Raw genomic sequence first — 17,724 nt, 5'->3', positions numbered from 1 at the left:
CTCCCAAACCCTTGCTCTTGCGTGACCGTGTTAAGCTTGTTTTAAGTGTGCTATGAAGCGTTCCCAGTCGCCGGTCTTCTTCATTTCCTTGGCTTTAAGCAGGTCAGCAAGGTTTTTTTCGCTGAAAAGTCCGCCGTCGTCTTTTGGGCTAGTGCGACGCGAAACAAACGTGAACGAACGATAAGCCGGGTCACCGAGTTTCTCGTCGGTAACTTCATGTGCAAATCCAAGGCGTTCTGAGAGCACCACCACACCGAAGCTTAGATGCGGTGCTAACGCCTTGATTTCATCGAACCCTTTTTTGATGGTCTCAGATTGGTTGGCTGCGGCGTTGTTTTTGATTTCAATGACCATTTTTACCTCATCGGGGACGTATTCTTCTTGGTCAGGGTTGCTGGTTGCGTGGAGCAGAAACAGGCTGTTTTTTACTTCAGTGCCCGCGATTTTGACGTTTGGGTTAAAGGTAACGTTGAATCCGCGGCTTTGCAGGTGTTCTCGGATAATAATTTCGGCGGCTGTTTCCTTTTTCTTTGAGCCCTTTTCCTGTTTTTGACGAATGTACTCTTGGGCGACTTCGCAGAGGATTTGGTATTCTTGGTCTTTTTTTGTCAGCGCTGGCTTCTTGAATGCTTTAAACTGAGACATAGCCTTAACCATCAAAAACCGTCATTTAAGAAGGTGACGCTTAACATTCGTCGAAAGCTTGGAACTTTTGGGCATCACCCGTTTAGAGTAAACTGTAGTAGTCGGGGTTTTCCAGCAGATGCGCCATAGCCAACCGCTCCGCCCACGCCTCATCTACAAACACGCTTTGCTGACCCATTCGATGCGCCTCTGTCTCCGCCGCATAGATAAGCTTTTGTGGCGCGATTTTGGTTTGAGGCTGCGGGAACCCCACCGCTTGCATCTTCAGCGGGTCCATATGGGTACGCAGAGATACGCACATGTACCAACGTTCCGCGGCGGTTTTGGGTTTGGCGTTTTTCCAGGCAATTTTTTCATGAGCGACTTCCTCTTCAAAAGTGGGGCAGAGAGGTGCGGTGTCGTCGAGGATATGGCCGAGTTCATGGCGGACCACGAGTTTGGTGGTTTCGGTGAGTTTGCCCGCTACTAAGTCGCGTTTGATGGCGATTACTATATGGTCGTCTGTTGCTTCGGAGACGCCGCCGTTGTCGTAGGAGTCGACTGTGATTATGGAGAAGGCTTGTAACTTTTTTTGTGCGTCTTCGCTGTATTCGCGTCCAAGAAAGTCTGTTGCGTAGGCGCGAATTTGGTCTTCTATCTGCCGTTGGCTAATCTGCAATACCTTCTTCTTCCTCAAGACAGCATAAATAAGGAGAACATTATAAAGTTATTCCAAAACCAGCAATATATACGACTCCAACATAATTCATCATTGAGATATTTTGAACCAAACTTCAACTAAAAATAAAATTTTACCCCCAATATTTTTTAAAATGATGCAAAATCAATATTTTTTCAAAAAGCGGTTTTTTGGGTTTCATCTAGCGGCAAAACAGGATTTTCTCAAGTTGGGTTAAATTATGGCAAGCAGTTAAATAACACATGTGCACAATAGCCAACGAAGGCTTACCACTTTGAATTGTCAAAAATGCGGCAAACCGGTCCTTGACGAAACCAGCACATTTTGTGCCTACTGCGGCCAAACCTTAACCGCAGCCCCCGAACCCACAACCTCAAATGCCCCCTCATTAAGCAACGCTGGCATGTTAACCCTGATTGCAGCAACTTTTACGCTCGCCATGGCAGTTATCGGCATCACCACCTACCAAACATACACCACTTACAGCATCTACTATGGCGTGGAAACCCCCGAAGCCATCGGCTTCCTTATCTTCTCTGGCGTCGGATTCGCCGCTGCTGCCCTCGGCTTTTTGGCGTCATTGTTCTCATTTAGGGGTAACCGCTACAAACTTGCCCTCATCGGCTCAGGCTTCATGTGCGCCTCAGCATTCGTCACGATCATAGTCGTCTACATATTCGCCCTAGGATTCTCTGACGGAATAATCTCCACTGCAATTCCCAGCTTAGTGTTTGCATTGGCAGGCTTATTCTTCATCTCTAACTCAAAAGCCGGCTTCACCGACTACATTGCACCCTCCGAAGACGAGGAAGACACCGAGGACACAGAATCCGAAGAAACCTCAGAGGACGACAAAAAATCCGAATTCGATGAAAGCGTATTCAAAGAATAAAAAAAATACGCCCCCTCTTCTTTTTATGGCTACAGCCCTTAATTAAAAAAGTAACTTGTGTGCTAACTGCAAGGTCGCTGAAAATAGATAAATTAAATATACTAAGACCACGACTATGGGGGGCTATATGGAGGCAGCCCGATAGCAGCACCAGACCCAATCTTTCTGTTTTCAGAAGAACTCTTTTCAGCTATTGCCTGCTTCGTTCTCGTGTGGTTTCTAATCAAACCGTATCAAATCACCAGAGAAAGCCGATATTTGGGTCTTCCTTTAGGGTTTGGCTTTCTTGGCTTCTCGTATCTGATGGCAGCTTTAGCACACACAACAACGTTTGTGGTTAATGACTTAGCCTGGTTCCAACTTCTCGCAAGACCCTTTGCGTTTGCTTTCCTTACCTTCACATATTATTTTTCGAGCAAACCCTCAAACACCCGACTAGTTTGGGATATAACGCTAAGTGTATTAATTGTGGCTTTAACTTCTGCAGCTGTGTTGGTTTTTGTTGCGCCACAACTCGCTTTTGGTAATTATCGCGCTCTGTCCATTTACATCCGAATCTTCAACATGTTCTGTTTACTCTACATTTCTATCCACACTCTTCGGAGCCACTTAGAGACTCGAGACCCGAAGACAATCTTGACACCTTTTGGATTCATCTTTTTGCTGGTAAGTCAGTACTCAATCTTAATTTCAACTGTTGAAGGTAGCGACATAGCCTTTTACGGCGGCTTAGTACTCCGTTGGATAGGCTTAGTTCTTTTCCTAATAATTGCTTATCGAACCTTCTACGGGAAACCAAAAAGGAGTATAGAATGAAGAAAATAGTAAGAAGAGACAAAATGAAGATCTACGGCGATCTTTTGTCGATTCTTAACTCCGAAACCCGCATCACCGAAAAAATAGTATTATGCCGCATTCAGGCAAAACTCAACGTTCCCTTTGACCGCCTAAAAAGTTACCTCGCCGACCTCGAAGCCCTTGGACTCATCGAAAACCAGACATCCTACAGACTCACCCAAAAGGGCAAAGAATACTTAAACCAGTATCGAACGGTGCTGGATTTCATGGAGCGCATGGGCATAGCCTACAAATAACCTCCGTTAGCTGGATCACATTTTACTTTGCTGTGACCTTCACGGTTGAGGTAGCGACAAATAGCCCCTTAAATCCCATAAAACCGCTGACACTTATGTTTAAAACTTGAAATTATTCGCCAATGAACGTTTTGATTTATACATGTAGGCTTGCGCATTGTTTAAATCACTGCCACTGATGAAGCCTTACCCGGGGTGACGGTTTATACGTGAGGCGCATCCTTAAACAACCCTCCCCCCTACAATTTAGCGGCGTATTTTTGATGAACAAAAAAAACATGTCTATCGCATTATTTTTCGTATTTACAATTTCCTGCTCATTTAGTGTATGTTATGTTTCAGCCACAAGTGATTGGCCAATGTTCCACCATGACCCTATGCACATGGGCAATACAGATTCATATGGACCTTTAACTAACCAGACGCTATGGAGCTATACCGCAATTGGTCCAGTGTACTCGTCTCCCGCTGTTGCTAATGGGGTTGTTTATGTTGGGTCACTTGACTATAGCGTGTATGCTTTGAATGCGACCTCAGGTGCAAAAATCTGGAGCTACATCACAGGTCAGGAAGTTTATTCTTCTCCTTGCGTCGCCAACGGCATCGTATACATCGGATCATACGACCATAACTTATACGCCTTAGACGCCACTACGGGCGTGCAAATCTGGAATTACACAACTGGGTCCACCATCTTGACTTCTCCTTGCGTAACCAATGGAGTTGTCTATTTCGGATCAATGGACGGCTCTATATACGCTCTAAATGCCCTTACCGGAGCTAAAATCTGGAACTACACAACAGACAATATCGTTTGGTCATCTCCTTGCCTCGCTAACGGCATCATTTACTTTGGATCATATTTCTACCTGTATGCTTTAGATGCAACCACAGGAGCCCAACTCTGGAATTACACAACCGGCAGCACCGTGTGGTCCTCGCCATGCGTCTCGAATGGGATTGTCTATTTTGGCTCCTATGACGGTTTTGTTTATTCCCTAAATGCCACTTCAGGCAGCCAAATATGGAGTTACCCAACAGGACATGACGTATTTTCATCACCCTGCATTGCCAACGGCGTCTTATACGTTGGAACAGGCGACGGCAACGTGTATGCTTTGAATGCGACCTCAGGTGAAAAAATCTGGAATTATAAAACAGGAGACGTAGTAAATTCTTCTCCATGCATTACTTCCAATGGCATCGTATTCTTTGGATCAGATGATGGCAACGTATATGCCTTGGATGCTGCGACGGGAACAAAAATCTGGAGTTACAGAACCAGCATTGGCAGAGTATTTTCGTCTCCATGCGCCGTAAACGACATCGTATACATTGGAGCCAACGATGGAACCTCGGGCGCGGTATATGCTTTTAACAGTAACTTATTCAATTTAACGATGCTAACAGTTGGCGAGGGCTTCGTTTTGCCAGGCAACTCTTCGCATTTGTCGGGTTCGTCGGTTGATTTAAAGGCGATACCAGCGGCTGGTTGGAGTTTTAGCGGTTGGAGCGGAGACGCGTCAGGCACAGGCAACACCACAATCACCATGAACGCAGACAAAACGGTGACAGCAACCTTTGTACAAAATATACCGGACACTTACAACATCACCACCTCTGTAACAGGCCAAGGTGTAATCAGCAGAAACGCGACTGAACCATACAGCTACGGTCAAGCGGTCAACTTAACTGCACTTGCTGATGGGGGCTGGTTTTTTGTAGGTTGGAGCGGAGACTTATCTGGCTCATCAAACCCCGCCACGCTGATAGTTGACGCTAACAAATCCGTAACCGCCACGTTTGCCCAGATACAACAAAGCATCTACACGCTAACCATTAACACCGTTGGGCAGGGCTCCGTGTCAAGAAACGCATCCGCGCCCTACACGCAAAACCAAGCCGTAGAACTTACTGCAACAGCCGCTTCTGGCTACCAATTCGCGGGTTGGAGTGGCGATTTAGTTGGGCAAACCAACCCCGCAACCATAATCATGGACCAAAACAAGACCATAACCGCCACCTTCACCAAAACAGGGACCTACACCGTTACCTTCACCCAAACGGGCTTACCACAGGGAACATCATGGAGCGTTATGCTAAACGGCAAAACCCAAACATCATCCGAAGAAACCATAACCTTCACCAACGTGGCAAAGGGCATTTGTGTTTGGCGCGTCCAATCCCCCATCCCCAACGGTGCAGACACCCGCTCGGTCGCGGACTCCACGGTTGGGTTGCTCTCTGTGCCCTCACAAAGCTCCAAAGCTATTACCTTCATCACACTGTACAAACTCACCATAAACGCAGAGGGACTTCCAGCCTACACCTACGCCAAGGTCTACCTTTCTAACCGCTTGAGCGGCGTCACATCGACATCGTCACCGCTGGAGTTGTGGCTAAATGCAGGCACCTCCACGGGAACCATCGGCGTTGACTCAACCATCACAGGCTTGACCTCAAGAAGCATCTTTAGCAATTGGACGGATGGTTCAGTTGATAATCCCCGCGCCTCCATCGTCATGAACGCACCCACAAACTTCACAGCGAATTATACCTCGCAAGTAAAAGTTACATTCTTCTTCATGGGCGTACCCCGCACATATAGTGGCAACATCCTAAATGTTGACGGCGTCAACTACACCTACACGTCTACCCCAATCGTGTTCTGGTGGAACACCGGCTCCATACACAACTATCAGTACTACTCGCCGCTCAACATAACCAGCCCTAACCAAGTTTTCTGGCGATATACATTCGGCTTATCGTCGCAACAACAAGATACGCTTAGCATAACACGTGCAGGTACAATCGTAGCTTACTATAGATAACAAAACATGCTTGAATTGCTCTTTGCCGCGTTTAAAATAAAATATATGCAAATTTGAGTTTTGTTTTTTGAAGAAAAAGAGTAAAGAAAAAGTAGAGAGGGATAGGTCACTTGGTTATCAGCGTGCCCAGCAGGGACCACATGGACCATACCCATATCCGTATCCATAGCCGCAGTAGCCTTGGTAGGGAGTAACTTCGGGGCCTGTGGGTTCGGTTGGGGTTGCTGGCGGAGCGGTGTATTGGCCGTCAGGGGCTTCGTTTACCCAGTAGCCGAAACAGTTGCCCATCCATCCCCAGACGCCTTGGTTGGGGGCATTTGGGTTTGTCTGGGTGTAGGTTTGGTTTTGTGCGATTTGCCCTGCGGCTATCCCGACGGCTGCGAGAGTGACTGCAGCTATGGCGACGATGGCGATTACAATTTTTTTAGTCAACATTCATTTATCACCATATTCTAATATACTAATAGTTGCTTATAGGTGTTCGCTGAAACAAAACTGAAACAGTCCAAAAACCATCAAAAAATCACACAAAACCCAAAAAACCCCAGCAACCACGCCTACCCACGATAAGCACTCGCAAGATCCTGACTTTGCCTCAACTGATTAATCAAAACCTCACGGATAGTGTCACAAGCAACGTTAATTTTTGGATCCGTAACACTGTAAAAAATGCTCGTTCCCTGCTTGCGCGTCTTGACAATTCCATTCTGCCGCATCAACGCCAGATGCTGCGAAAGATTAGACTGACCAATACCGATGATATCAGCGAGTTCGTTGACGCTTTTCTCGCCGTCTCGAAGAGTGTGTAATATGGCTAAGCGAACGGGGTTGGCCAGCGTCTTGGAGATTTCCGCCTGTAAATTATAAACGGTCATGTCGAGTTTTGGTTTCTCAGTCATTCGGGCATTCCTTCAAATATTCTAACATTCTAACTAACACTTAAACTATCTGTACCCGAAAGCCGGTTTAACGCAAAGGGATACTACGAAAAATCTCGCGGAGCACATTCCAGTTTGCTGCAATGGAGAGCTTATTTCTCAGAGCCTCTATTGAGGTCAACCAACTCAATAACTCCGTAGCCTGCTGCCCGTGGGGCGCAAACTTGGATTCGCAGTCCCCACTTATAATCTTAAAAACTGGGTGCCGAGACAAAATCAGCCGAAGCTCCTCGATTTCGTCGTAGGTGTAGTAGCAGCTTCTCTTGCTAAGTCTAAGCAAATCATCAAGCGGCATTCGGTTTAGTTCTTCTTTTATCGCCGCCATGTCCGCTTTGGGTTGGGTGCTCTTTTGGATAGGTGCGGGCATGCCAAAAGCCGCAGGTAACCCCCCAGATGACCCGGACGATTCAGATTCGTGACGACCAATTTTGCCCAAACAAACAATGGCTATGCGACTATCGGTTAGGTAGATGTCATAGCGGTTCTTGCGGTCAACCGGCAACAAAACATCCTCAAATATAGCCAACTGCTTTTCCGTGTTTGACATGGCTTAACCCTTAGTTTTTATTGTGCCGTATTTAGCTTTAGGCTTTACGGATTCGGGTTTAATAATAAGGAGACTTTGGTGGACGAGGCGGGATTTGAACCCGCGGCCTCCACGATGCCAACGTGGCGATCGTACCAGGCTGATCTACTCGCCCAAACGGTGTGGCTTCATAGGTATTAATTAGCTCATTTAATAAGCGTTTCTTTCCTTTGAGGCGGATAAGCACAAAAAAGGCACACCCCAGCTGCGTGGCGTCTATTTGGATGCTAATATCCAAGCTATGCAGAAAACGATAGAGGGGGAGGGCGCCCAACGGACATATTTGGATCCTATTAGTGGTTCTATGCAGAAACCTATAGGGGGTAGGTCCTATTGACTGAAAACAAGCGCATTAACATGTTGAAAACCAGCGTAATAGGAAAGGAAGGCGCCTGTTGTCGGCGTCGGCTTAGCGGTTTGTCGGTATTTTCGGAAAATATTATGATTTACGCTAGGTGTGTTCCGTTATATTTTTAAACCCACACAATATTAGTGTTCTGTCACCTCGAAAATATGGGGGCCGGTAGCTCAGCACGGCTGGAGCGTTCGACTGATAATCGAAAGGTCGGCAGTTCAAATCCGCCTCGGCCCACCATTCCCACTACTTCTCTTCGCCATCTTGCTGTTTTTGGTTAGGCGGCGTTATTTTTATGTCAATTTCTATGCTCCCGTTTTCCTGCTTCACAGGCACCATTTTCCCCTCTACAGGTCGCTCAGAGGGCGCGGGGGCTCCTGTTGGGGCTTTTTCCTCTTCGTTTTTGATTGCCGTTTCCTTGCGGGTTATGACATGGGGCAAATACTCCTTGGCGTGAGTGCCAATGGAGGTGGCGTAGACGTGGGAGATTTCTGCGCCGAAAAGCACAATCTGGTTAAGCACATAAATCCACAGCAAAATAATCAGCAATGACCCCGCAGCCCCCGCAACAGTCGTCACCGTAAACGTCGAAATATAAGTCCCAAAAATGGCGTTAATAATCGTAAACGCAACACCAGTTATCACCGCGGCTAAGACAACGTCTCGCCAGTGAACCTTAGCCTCAGGAATCTGTTTAAAAATAATCGCGAAAAGCAAGGTGGCGATAACAAACGACAGCAGCGTCTGCGCAATCGTTATCCCAATATCCGACCATGTGCCGTTAATTGAGTAGATTTTTATTAGGGTAAATAGACCGCTGGAGATAATCGTCCAAACAATAATGATTAACCCCATAGCCGAGAGCAAAGCAAAGGGCACGATTTTTTGGCGGAGCCTCGTCACAAGCGGCAATCCCTTGGGCAGGTGCACATCCCAGATGCAATCCATCGCATCCCGCAAAACAGAAAACGCGCCGATAGCACCCCCAAAAGAGAACGCAATCACAACGATGGATGTCCAAACGGAACCAAAGGGGGAGTTAGTGCTTGTGATTAAATCATGAAAGAGTCCTGCGACGGCGGGTCCAGCGACGGAGGCTATTTGTTGCATCAAGATGTCTATGGCTTGGTCTTCGCCTAAAAAAAGCGAAAACATCTCAACCACAATAAGAAGCAAAGTGGGGAGAGGCAGGATTATGAAGAAGGTTAAGGCGCCTGCTCGGAGCTGGGCGCAGTCTTCTCGCCAATGCAAATAAGCGTCTCTAAAAAGCCTATAGAGGTCCCGTTTATCCATGCAGTCAACCTATTCTACAGTAAGAAAACGCTGGTTCAAGGTCTCAGTCGCTACGGATGCTATATGATTTTGTGGGTGGTAACAAGCAATCACAAATCAGCCTGTAGCGTAAACGGCAAGTATTATTAATCCTTCAAGTGAAATGATACGGAGAGGGTTTTGTTTGACGAAAGAAGAGGAAATGTTAGAGGAATTAAGGAAAATCCGTGAAGCATTAACAAAAGCGCCGCCACCTGCACCAGCGCCGCCAAAAGGACTTGTGAACGAATTCAAAGAGTTCTTGTCCAAATACAAGATTTTTGGATTGGCTGTTGCCTTCATAGTTGCCTTATACGTGGGCACACTGGTTCAAGCGTTGGTAAAAGATTTGTTGCTGCCGCTGATTGGCTTGGCAATTCCAAACATAAACAACCTAGCAACTTTCGTTGTGGGACCATTTGCAATTGGAGACTTCTTGGTTGCTTTGATCACATTCCTGATCGTTGCCTTCCTAGTGTTCCTGGTTGTTAAAGTCGCAAAACGATGGCACATAGAATAAAAAAACCCCAGCCTGCAAATCAGGCTCCCTTCTTTTTACATCAACAACCATTGCTCGGCAGATATTCGCAGTAGGGTTCTTGGGCTAAGTGACTCCTATGGACCGATAGAGCTCTAGCGCGGCAACCGCCACATAATGCCTTAAAACCGCAAACGCCGCACTTCCCCCGCAACAACTCAGGATTGCGCAACTCCAAAAAAAGAGGCGAATTGTGATAGATATCCCTGAAACTTTGAAGCTTAACATTACCCGCCGCCAAAGGCAAAAACCCACAACCGAACACGTCGCCGACATGGGAAACAAAACAGAAGCCGTTGCCCGCCATGCAGCCCCGCCCCATGGCTGCGCGTGTAGTTTGGTTTTTTTGCTGTAACGCAACCCGCACATACTGGGGTGCACAGGTCACTTTGACGGGTATGGATGAGGTGAGGCTGAGGTTGTGTATGGTTTTGAGGGTTTCTTCGTATTGGCTGGGGGAGAGTTCCATGCTTATCTTACCTCTGCCCGTGGGCACCAGCATGAATACGTCAAATTCTTTAGCGCCCAAAGAAACCGCCAACCTATGGGTGGCTTCTAAATCGCCAACATTATGCTGCGTGACGGTGGTGTTAATGCGAAAGGGCAACCCGCCCCCGTTTGCATAGGATACGTTGCGCAGAACCAAATCAAAAGCGCCCAAAACCTGCCGAAAACCATCATGCACTAAAGCGGTGGAGCCATCTAAACTTAGAGAAATCATCCGAACTCCCGAAGCCTTGAGCTTCTCAATAATCCCAGAAGTGATATTGCTGCCACTTGGAGACATTACCACCCTAAACCCCCTCTTAGACGCGTAGGCAGCGATTTCAAAAATGTCTGGGCGCTGGAGGGGGTCACCGCCGCTAATGATGAATACGGGTTTGCATAACTCAGCTATTTGGTCTATCAGGTTTAGGGCTTCGGGGATGGTGAGTTGGTTGGGGTCAGCGTTTTTTTGGGCTTGGGCGCGGCAGTGACGGCAGGCGAAGGCGCAGGCGCGGGTAGATTCCCAAGCCACGACGCGAGGCGCAACAGCCGAGGAGCTAGGGGGAGTTGTCATGGCGTTATCTCGGAGGCGGTTAAGTAGCATGCGGGGTCGGATGCCCAAACGTCACAGTAGACGGCTTCAGCGCGGACGCGAAGGTTGCCGTTACAGATGTCAAGAAACGAGCAGGTCGCGCATTTGCCTTTTAGGAGACTTCGGCGGCTTCGCAGACCCATCAAGAGGGGTTCTTTGAGGTCGGTCCAGATTTCACTAAACCGCCGCTCCCGAATATTCCCCAACGTGTGGTGACGCCAAAACTGATCCGGATGCACAAAGCCTTGCGCGTCGACACAGCCGATGCCTTCCCCTGAACTGTTGCCACCATTTAACTTCAAGAGCTCAAGCACAATTTGCGCCCACGCGGGGTTCTTTTCTTTAAGTTTGAGGTACAAGTAAACTGCGTCAGTATGGTTGTCCACGGTTAAGATTTCGGTGTTTAGGTGTTTATGCTGGAAGTCTTCGGCTTTGGCTAAAATGTAATCCATGAATTCCCGCGTCTGCGCTTGTGTAAGGTCGTCTTTGGTGATGCCTGAGCCTCGACCCGCATAGGCTAAATGGTAGAAGCAGGCACGGGGAATTTGCTCAGATTCAATTAAATCAAAAATCTTTGGCAAATCAGCATAGTTGTACTTGGTTACCGTGAAGCGCAATCCGGGTTTGACGCCTGCGGCCTTGCAGTTACGGATGCCCTCGATGGCAGCTTCAAACGCGTCTGGGCAGCCTCGGAAGCGGTTGTTGGTTTCTTCGGTGCCGTCGATGCTTACGCCGACATAAGAGAACCCTGCTGCTTTGAGTTGTTTAGCTACGGTTGGTGTGATGAGGGTTCCGTTGGTCGAGAGCACCGCCCGGATACCCTTTGTTGTGGCATAAGCTGCTAATTCAAAGAGGTCTTCTCGAAGAATCGGTTCGCCGCCTGAGAAGAGCAGCACGGGAACTTTGAAGGCGGCTAGGTCCGCTATGAAGGCGCGGGCTTCTTGGGTGGTTAATTCGTTGGGGTAGGGTTTGTTTTCGGAGTTGGCGTAGCAGTGAACGCAGTGCAGATTACAGCGTTGCGTGCTGTTCCAGACGATGACGGGTTTTTTGTGTGTAGAGTCACTGTACCGAAGGCTGTCCATGCTGCCGGGGACGCCACACCAAAGTTTGGTTATGTTTAGCATCGGCTTTTTTCCTCTTTGGATGTTTTTAGGTTTCGAGTGCTGTAGAGAATCGTAAAGTCCCCTAACCCCGAAGCTTCACTTAACCGCTTAACCAACGCTTCTAGGGTAGTGCGGTCGGGGGCATGCATAACTGTATAGAGATTGTATTCCCAGCGGTCCACAACAATTTGGCGTTCATAGCAATGGGAAACATCTGTGTATCCCGAAAAAAAGGCACCTACTTCTTGGATGCGCTCTGCGGGGACTTTCCACGCGACCATGGCGTTTGCGCTAAACCCGACGCTGTTGGGTCGAATTGAAGCGCCAAACCTACGTATAACGCCCTCTTCTTTTAGCCTTTGTAGTCGTGTGAGGACTTCGTCGGAGGTGATGCCGAGTTGGGCGGCTACGTCATGGAAGGGTTTGGGTGTGAGGGGGAGGCCTTTTTCGGTTTTTGCTAAAAGCTTGCGGTCAACTGCATCCATATAGACACCACGATTAGGTGAGTTGGAAGCGCACTTGGATTTTGAAGCATTGCTTGGTGGGCAGGTTAAGCGTGTCCTTTGGGGCGATGCTGGTTTTTTGGGCAATTTCGCTTAGGGTGTTGTCTAATGCGGTTTTGGTTGCTGCTCGGAGCGTGAACCAAACGTTGTAAGCATGTTCCCTTTGATAATTGTGAGAGATGCCTGAATACTGGTTTATGACTGCAGAAACTTCGTCTATTTTGTGCGGGGGCACTTTTAGGGCAACTAGGGTGGCGGCGTACCCGCTTTTTTGGGTGTCTATGATGGCGCCTATTTTTGGGGTGATGCCTTGCTTGGTTAGGTGTTTTATTCGGTTTAGGACTTGGGTTTCGGTGAGGTTGAGTTGGTTTGCGATTTGTTGGTAGGGGCGTTCTGTTAGGGGGAATTGGTCTTGGAGGATTTGGATTATTTTTTTATCGGTGGAGGTTAGGGTTGCTGGGGGTTGGGTCATGTTTGTCACCGGCATGCCTTGTTGCCTCTTCAGGTTTGTTTGGGCAAGGTTGGTGCATACGGTGGCTCTTTTTACAGCGTTAAATCGTATTAATGTTGCGTAAAATTATCCACAAATAAAATAGTATTGCTGAATCAGCAACATCACAAGGTTATGGCTGAATCCATCTTCAAAAGCCGAGTAGTCACCGAAATCCGCGCATCCTTCACACCCTCAATCAACTTCGTCTTCTTAACCACATCGTTGAGGTGTGCCATGTCGTGGGCAAAAATCACCGAAACCACATCATACTCACCCGTACTCTGAAACAGGTAAGCCGTCTCAGTAAACGCCATCAGTTCTTTACAAGCCTCCTCCAAATGTGCTGGGTCAATTTTTAGCAAAATTGCGCCGCTTACTCCAAATCCCACTTTTGTGGGGTCTACGATGGCGGCGAAGTGGGTTATGACTTTGTGGTCTTCGAGGCGTTTGACTCGGAATCGGATGGTTGCTTCGGCGAGGTTTAGTTTACGGCTCAGGTCCGCGAAGGATATCCTGCCGTCATGTTGGAGGACTTCAAGGATTCGTTTATCTGCTTCATCAAGTACCAAGGGAGTAGTCATATGGGTTCGTTGTACTAATTCGTGCGTACTATGATATGAAAATTTCGTATCGGGTTTCTGTGGGGGTAAATTATTTAGCGTTTAGTCGGTTTGGAGTGGTGTTTGTTGGAGATAGGATTATGGGGGTGGAGAGAGGGTGTTGGGTTTTGTAGTTTTTTAGGCCTGTTATTATTAGGTGTTCTATGAAGGTGCTGCGTTTTTCTCTGCCGCGGATGTTTTCGAGTTCGCGGAAGAGTTTTTGGTCCATGGTTATGCTTATGTTGTGCTTCACGTTGTTGTCCACCAGTTACACGTTGTATACCAAGTATACAGACAAGCCTTTATTAGCTTTACTATCCCCCATATATAAATAGGGACAACCCATGAAAACCCTACGCATATCCGACGACGCCCACCAAAAACTAACCGCCATGTTAGGCGAAATAACCGCCCAAACCATGAAAATGCAAACCTACACCGACGCCATCGAAAACCTCCTCGGCACCAGCATAAGCCTCCCACCCGAACTCCTAAACGAAACCCAAAACGTCATCGAAGCCAACCGCCAACTCGGCTACACCAGTCGCGAAGAATTCATCCGCGACGCCATCCGCTACAAACTCCGAGAAATTAAAGAAGAATACACCTGCATCGAAGTCCCCAAAGACGAATACGAACGACTCCAACTAGCCCTCCAAGACCTTGGCACCGATTTTCTAAGCGTTGACGACTTCATAAATCAACAAATCCGCGGGCTACTGCAGAAGCATCAGGAGTACCTCAAGCAGAAAGAAGATTACGAGCAAAAAAAGCGATAGGCAGACCCAAAGCAACCGTCAGATTTCACAACGCTAACATTCGCCGAATTAAGGATTAGGCCTTCTAATTGTAAAAATCAAAAACGGAGCGAGCAAGCAAAAAACGTGTGCAATAGCTTTTTTAATCCACGTTTCACCTAATTGTTGCGGTGCAAAATCACGGAAGAAAAAGCAGAAATCTGGACCCCCATGGACGGAGACACATTCGTCACCAAAGACGGATTTATCATGAACACTTTTGGATACGAACACCCCAACGATAGGGTGTTTGCATTCCTCAAATACATCCCCGCCGCCTACAAAGACCTGTTTAATGTGGAGATGTTAACGCGGACATGGAAATTTGGCACCGCACCCCTCACCAGCCAGCTATTCCGCGCCGAGAAACTCTACACCGCCAAAAACTACCAAACCTTCATAGAAGTTTTCCGAAAAAAATTCCCCAACTACCTCTTCTACGACTCTACACGCGGCAAAGAACTCATAACCGCACCCCTCGACCGCATCCAACAAGTGTTTGTACCCAAAGACCGCCTTGTCTGGCTCCAGAACCTACCTAACCCCGACAAACTCCAAAGCATGGCACTCGACCTCATCGAGTTGGTCTCCAAAGAATCAGGCGTCCCATACAGTCACCTCGGCATCCACGGCTCAATCGCGCTAGAGATGCATGCGCCTGAATCAGACATTGACTTTGTCGTTTACGGCAGCGATAACTTCCGACAAGTCGAAAGCACCATCCAAGCCTTAGTTAACCAGGGCACACTCACCTACACCGCAGGTAACCGCATTGAGGCGGCACGCAAATTCGTCGGGAAATATAAAGGCAAAATCTGGATGTACAACGCCACCAAAACCCCCGACGAAATCCAAGGCGACTTCGGCGACTACATCTACACGCCCCTTGCCCCCCTGCGCTTCACTGCTACCATCTGCGATGATACCCAAACCATGTATCGCCCCGCCAGCTACCAAATAGGCAACTACAAACCCCTAGACGACCAAAGCGAAATCCCGCTCGAACAAACCCCAACCGTGGTCACCTCAAACATTGGCTGCTACCGAAACGTCGCCCGCGCTGGACAACAAATCAAAGTCGCCGGCACCCTCGAAAAAGCCCAGTCTACCCGTGATGGCAGCGTGTTCTATCAGGTTGTTGTGGGAACCGCCACTTCGGAAGAAGAGTACCTATGGCCAATGTAGTTTTGCGTGACCGCGACGCCATCCAAACCGCGGAAGGCATCATTTTCCGAGTCTTTGGCTACGCCCATCCAGCCACCGCCTACATCTGCGATGCGGAATACGCCAGCTCCAAAATTTTCCAATCCAAAGACCCACGCGCACCCAGAACAGGACGAAGCGAACTCTTCTACAAATTCTACAACGACGAAGGCATGAAACTAATCGCCAAAAAATACCCCCAGTACCTGCTTTTTCACGAGATGCTCGGGCTACAAATCGTTGGTGTTCCACAGAGCGCCATCTTAGAGGCACGGCAACCCCAACCCCGCCTTCAAGAACTCCTAAAGGCAGGACCCACAGACCCACTGTTGGCAGCAATGGAACGCGTCTTGGGTATAGTTACCGATAAATCAGGCGTGGCGACTGCAGATTTTGGCGTGTTTGGTTCTATGCTTCATGGTTTTCATCATCCAAAATATAGCGATATTGACTTCACAATTTATGGCAAACCCCAGAACAAAAAAATGTGCCAAACCCTCCAAGAACTCTACGCGGATAACGCTTCGGGGTTGAGTAACGAGTTTGAATCTGAGGATGCGATGAAGGGCAAGGATTGGCGGTTCTTGAATTTTGATGTTAAAGATTTCGTTTGGCATCAACGCCGCAAAATGATATATGGACTCTACGACGACCGCAAAAACAGTGGCAGAATCATAAAAGCCGAATTTGAACCCGTCAAGGCTTGGGGTGAAATCAAAAACGAATACGACCCCAAAACCTGTGTAACCAAACGGGGCTGGGCAAGAATCAAAGCGCGAATTACCTCAGATGACGACGCACCCTTTATCCCCTCGGTCTATGGTATTGAGCCTCTGGAAGTGTTAAGTGGACCTAGCGAGGCGTTGGAGGCGGTGCGGGTTTTTAGTTACATGGAGGAGTTCCGTCAGCAAGCCCAAAAAGACGAAGTAGTCATTGTGGAGGGCAGTCTCGAAGAGGTGCAGTGGGCAGAAGAAAGCTTCTACCAAATCACCCTGACATATTGCCCACGATACTACGAACAGGTCCTAAAAGTCCTGCATTAACGCAGAAGCACCATGTAGTCTGTGGGTTTGTTGCCTAAAATCAAACGGTAATATTCCGTTGCTTTTTTCTTGTTTTTTACCAGTTCGATTTTGCCTTGGGCTTCGATTTTTTCGCCAACGGTGGCTTGCATGCAGAAACGCCCACGAAAGGATGCAACTTCTTTGATGGGTTCCAGTTTGGGTCCTTCCAAAACCTCAACCGCTTTTAGCCCATAAGTGCAGGGGGTGAACAGCGCATCCGAGTCATCAGCAACGGCAGCTTGGATTTTTACGTAGCCACTGTTGCTGTAGACGATGTCGCCGTATGCTTCGCCTGTTTCGTTCCAGTCTTTGAGGAAGCGGATGAAGTAATCTACACCCTGATACATACCTTGAAACGCCTTGCGGCTCTCGACGGCGGCAAAGTCGGGGAAGCTCATGTGGGTGTCTTTGAAGCGGAAGTCGTAGAGGTTTTTGAGTTCCGCTTCCGTGTAGGGTTTAAAGCCTGAGTCGGGTTTGGCGCGGAGTTTTTTGAGTGCGGTGTAGGCTTTGTGGCTGTTTTCTATGCCGTAGACGAGGGGGTCAATGTCTGAGGTGTCGGTGGTTAAACCTGCCATGATGGAGCCTGAGATGCCAATGGCGATCCAGGGGATGTCGGCGGCTTCTTTGAGTGTGGTGGCGAGTTGGAGGGCTTTGGCTTCCAGCGGCGTCAGGGTCTGGGCAGCGCGGAGGGATGCGAGTTTTTCAGCGGGTTGATAATGCGCTGCGATTTGGCTGGTGGGAACTTCACAGAGGGTTTCGCCAAACACTGGGTCGTATACGATGAGGTCGGGGTGGTGGGTTTGGAGGTAGTTGAAGCGGTCGGTTAGGCTGTAGACTTTGCCATAATTGCCTGCGGCGGTTTTGCGTGGTCCTGCGGGGTCGGGGATGAAGCGGGGGAAAGCTATGAGGCTCTCTGGGGGGTGGGTGGTGCCTTTGACGTCGAAGACTACGCCGCTGACCGTTTTTATGAGGTCTCCTTCTCGGGCTTTCATAGTTGTCACGTTGATTGTATGTT

General features: G+C 48.3%; 21 protein-coding genes and 2 tRNA genes. 9 read left to right on the top strand and 14 right to left on the bottom strand.

Going from position 1 to position 17,724, the window contains the following annotated elements; genetic code table 11:
* Window positions 1-30: 30 nt before the first annotated feature.
* A complete protein-coding gene (locus NWE92_06245) occupies window positions 31-645 on the bottom strand; it encodes a hypothetical protein (protein ID MCW4029230.1) in 615 nt (204 codons plus the stop codon).
* Window positions 646-727: 82 nt separating this feature from the next.
* Window positions 728-1,321, bottom strand: a complete 594-nt coding sequence (locus tag NWE92_06240; protein MCW4029229.1) for a hypothetical protein — start codon at window positions 1,319-1,321, stop codon at window positions 728-730.
* A 277-nt stretch (window positions 1,322-1,598) separates the two neighbouring features.
* Between NWE92_06240 and NWE92_06235 the strand changes: the two genes are divergently transcribed.
* The 4 genes from NWE92_06235 to NWE92_06220 all read left to right on the top strand — a co-directional run bounded on the left by NWE92_06235 (window position 1,599) and on the right by NWE92_06220 (window position 6,141).
* Window positions 1,599-2,216, top strand: a complete 618-nt coding sequence (locus NWE92_06235) for a zinc ribbon domain-containing protein (protein ID MCW4029228.1) — start codon at window positions 1,599-1,601, stop codon at window positions 2,214-2,216.
* 258 nt (window positions 2,217-2,474) lie between these two features.
* Window positions 2,475-3,032, top strand: coding sequence for a hypothetical protein (locus tag NWE92_06230; GenBank protein MCW4029227.1), 558 nt, complete (start codon window positions 2,475-2,477; stop codon window positions 3,030-3,032).
* Window positions 3,029-3,310, top strand: a complete 282-nt coding sequence (locus NWE92_06225; GenBank protein MCW4029226.1) for a winged helix-turn-helix domain-containing protein — start codon at window positions 3,029-3,031, stop codon at window positions 3,308-3,310. The genes NWE92_06230 and NWE92_06225 overlap by 4 nt, the downstream gene beginning before the upstream one ends.
* Window positions 3,311-3,573: 263 nt before the next feature.
* Complete coding sequence (locus tag NWE92_06220; GenBank protein MCW4029225.1) at window positions 3,574-6,141, top strand: PQQ-binding-like beta-propeller repeat protein; 2,568 nt, start codon at window positions 3,574-3,576, stop codon at window positions 6,139-6,141.
* 117 nt (window positions 6,142-6,258) lie between these two features.
* Here the strand turns inward: NWE92_06220 and NWE92_06215 are convergent, their stop codons facing one another.
* The 4 genes from NWE92_06215 to NWE92_06200 all read right to left on the bottom strand — a co-directional run bounded on the left by NWE92_06215 (window position 6,259) and on the right by NWE92_06200 (window position 7,780).
* On the bottom strand, window positions 6,259-6,576 hold the full coding sequence (locus tag NWE92_06215; GenBank protein MCW4029224.1) for a hypothetical protein: 318 nt from the start codon (window positions 6,574-6,576) through the stop codon (window positions 6,259-6,261).
* A 122-nt stretch (window positions 6,577-6,698) separates the two neighbouring features.
* Entirely contained in the window at window positions 6,699-7,040 is a 342-nt protein-coding gene (locus NWE92_06210) for a metalloregulator ArsR/SmtB family transcription factor (protein MCW4029223.1), read from the bottom strand.
* A gap of 67 nt (window positions 7,041-7,107) precedes the next feature.
* Complete coding sequence (locus NWE92_06205) at window positions 7,108-7,626, bottom strand: hypothetical protein (protein MCW4029222.1); 519 nt, start codon at window positions 7,624-7,626, stop codon at window positions 7,108-7,110.
* Between the two features lie 76 nt (window positions 7,627-7,702).
* Window positions 7,703-7,780: transfer RNA gene (locus tag NWE92_06200), tRNA-Ala, on the bottom strand.
* Between the two features lie 402 nt (window positions 7,781-8,182).
* Here NWE92_06200 and NWE92_06195 point away from each other — a divergent pair.
* A tRNA-Ile gene (locus tag NWE92_06195) sits at window positions 8,183-8,260 on the top strand.
* A gap of 6 nt (window positions 8,261-8,266) precedes the next feature.
* On the opposite strand, the gene NWE92_06190 is transcribed toward NWE92_06195, so the two are convergent.
* Window positions 8,267-9,313, bottom strand: coding sequence for a YihY/virulence factor BrkB family protein (locus NWE92_06190; protein MCW4029221.1), 1,047 nt, complete (start codon window positions 9,311-9,313; stop codon window positions 8,267-8,269).
* 163 nt (window positions 9,314-9,476) lie between these two features.
* Here NWE92_06190 and NWE92_06185 point away from each other — a divergent pair, with 163 nt between their 5' ends.
* On the top strand, window positions 9,477-9,851 hold the full coding sequence (locus tag NWE92_06185) for an MscL family protein (GenBank protein ID MCW4029220.1): 375 nt from the start codon (window positions 9,477-9,479) through the stop codon (window positions 9,849-9,851).
* A gap of 40 nt (window positions 9,852-9,891) precedes the next feature.
* Here NWE92_06185 and NWE92_06180 read toward each other — a convergent pair whose 3' ends face one another.
* The 6 genes from NWE92_06180 to NWE92_06155 all read right to left on the bottom strand — a co-directional run bounded on the left by NWE92_06180 (window position 9,892) and on the right by NWE92_06155 (window position 13,898).
* Complete coding sequence (locus NWE92_06180) at window positions 9,892-10,929, bottom strand: radical SAM protein (GenBank protein ID MCW4029219.1); 1,038 nt, start codon at window positions 10,927-10,929, stop codon at window positions 9,892-9,894.
* The gene (locus NWE92_06175) at window positions 10,926-12,071 is read right to left on the bottom strand and encodes a radical SAM protein (protein MCW4029218.1); all 1,146 of its coding nucleotides are present in this window, start codon (window positions 12,069-12,071) and stop codon (window positions 10,926-10,928) included. The genes NWE92_06180 and NWE92_06175 overlap by 4 nt, the downstream gene beginning before the upstream one ends.
* Window positions 12,065-12,535: an AsnC family transcriptional regulator gene (locus NWE92_06170; GenBank protein MCW4029217.1), complete on the bottom strand. Its 471-nt coding sequence runs from the start codon at window positions 12,533-12,535 to the stop codon at window positions 12,065-12,067. The genes NWE92_06175 and NWE92_06170 overlap by 7 nt, the downstream gene beginning before the upstream one ends.
* A gap of 13 nt (window positions 12,536-12,548) precedes the next feature.
* Window positions 12,549-13,025 (bottom strand): AsnC family transcriptional regulator, encoded by a 477-nt coding sequence (locus NWE92_06165; protein MCW4029216.1) that lies wholly within the window; start codon window positions 13,023-13,025, stop codon window positions 12,549-12,551.
* A 143-nt stretch (window positions 13,026-13,168) separates the two neighbouring features.
* Window positions 13,169-13,627, bottom strand: coding sequence for an Lrp/AsnC family transcriptional regulator (locus NWE92_06160; protein MCW4029215.1), 459 nt, complete (start codon window positions 13,625-13,627; stop codon window positions 13,169-13,171).
* A 70-nt stretch (window positions 13,628-13,697) separates the two neighbouring features.
* On the bottom strand, window positions 13,698-13,898 hold the full coding sequence (locus NWE92_06155) for a hypothetical protein (GenBank protein ID MCW4029214.1): 201 nt from the start codon (window positions 13,896-13,898) through the stop codon (window positions 13,698-13,700).
* Between the two features lie 91 nt (window positions 13,899-13,989).
* On the opposite strand from NWE92_06155, the gene NWE92_06150 reads away from it, so the two are divergent.
* From NWE92_06150 to NWE92_06140, 3 genes are all read left to right on the top strand, one after another.
* A complete protein-coding gene (locus NWE92_06150; protein MCW4029213.1) occupies window positions 13,990-14,424 on the top strand; it encodes a ribbon-helix-helix domain-containing protein in 435 nt (144 codons plus the stop codon).
* Between the two features lie 141 nt (window positions 14,425-14,565).
* A complete protein-coding gene (locus NWE92_06145) occupies window positions 14,566-15,627 on the top strand; it encodes a hypothetical protein (protein ID MCW4029212.1) in 1,062 nt (353 codons plus the stop codon).
* Window positions 15,615-16,688: a nucleotidyltransferase domain-containing protein gene (locus tag NWE92_06140; protein MCW4029211.1), complete on the top strand. Its 1,074-nt coding sequence runs from the start codon at window positions 15,615-15,617 to the stop codon at window positions 16,686-16,688. Before NWE92_06145 ends, NWE92_06140 begins: the two co-directional genes overlap by 13 nt.
* On the opposite strand, the gene NWE92_06135 is transcribed toward NWE92_06140, so the two are convergent.
* Window positions 16,685-17,710 (bottom strand): hypothetical protein, encoded by a 1,026-nt coding sequence (locus tag NWE92_06135; protein ID MCW4029210.1) that lies wholly within the window; start codon window positions 17,708-17,710, stop codon window positions 16,685-16,687. The two genes, NWE92_06140 and NWE92_06135, sit on opposite strands and share 4 nt — an antisense overlap.
* Window positions 17,711-17,724: the final 14 nt, after the last annotated feature.

It is taken from the genome of Candidatus Bathyarchaeota archaeon, assembly GCA_026014745.1.
Classification (GTDB): domain Archaea; phylum Thermoproteota; class Bathyarchaeia; order Bathyarchaeales; family Bathycorpusculaceae; genus Bathycorpusculum.
The sequence above is the reverse complement of the archived record's forward strand: the minus strand, read 5'-3'. Positions and strand labels throughout refer to the sequence as shown.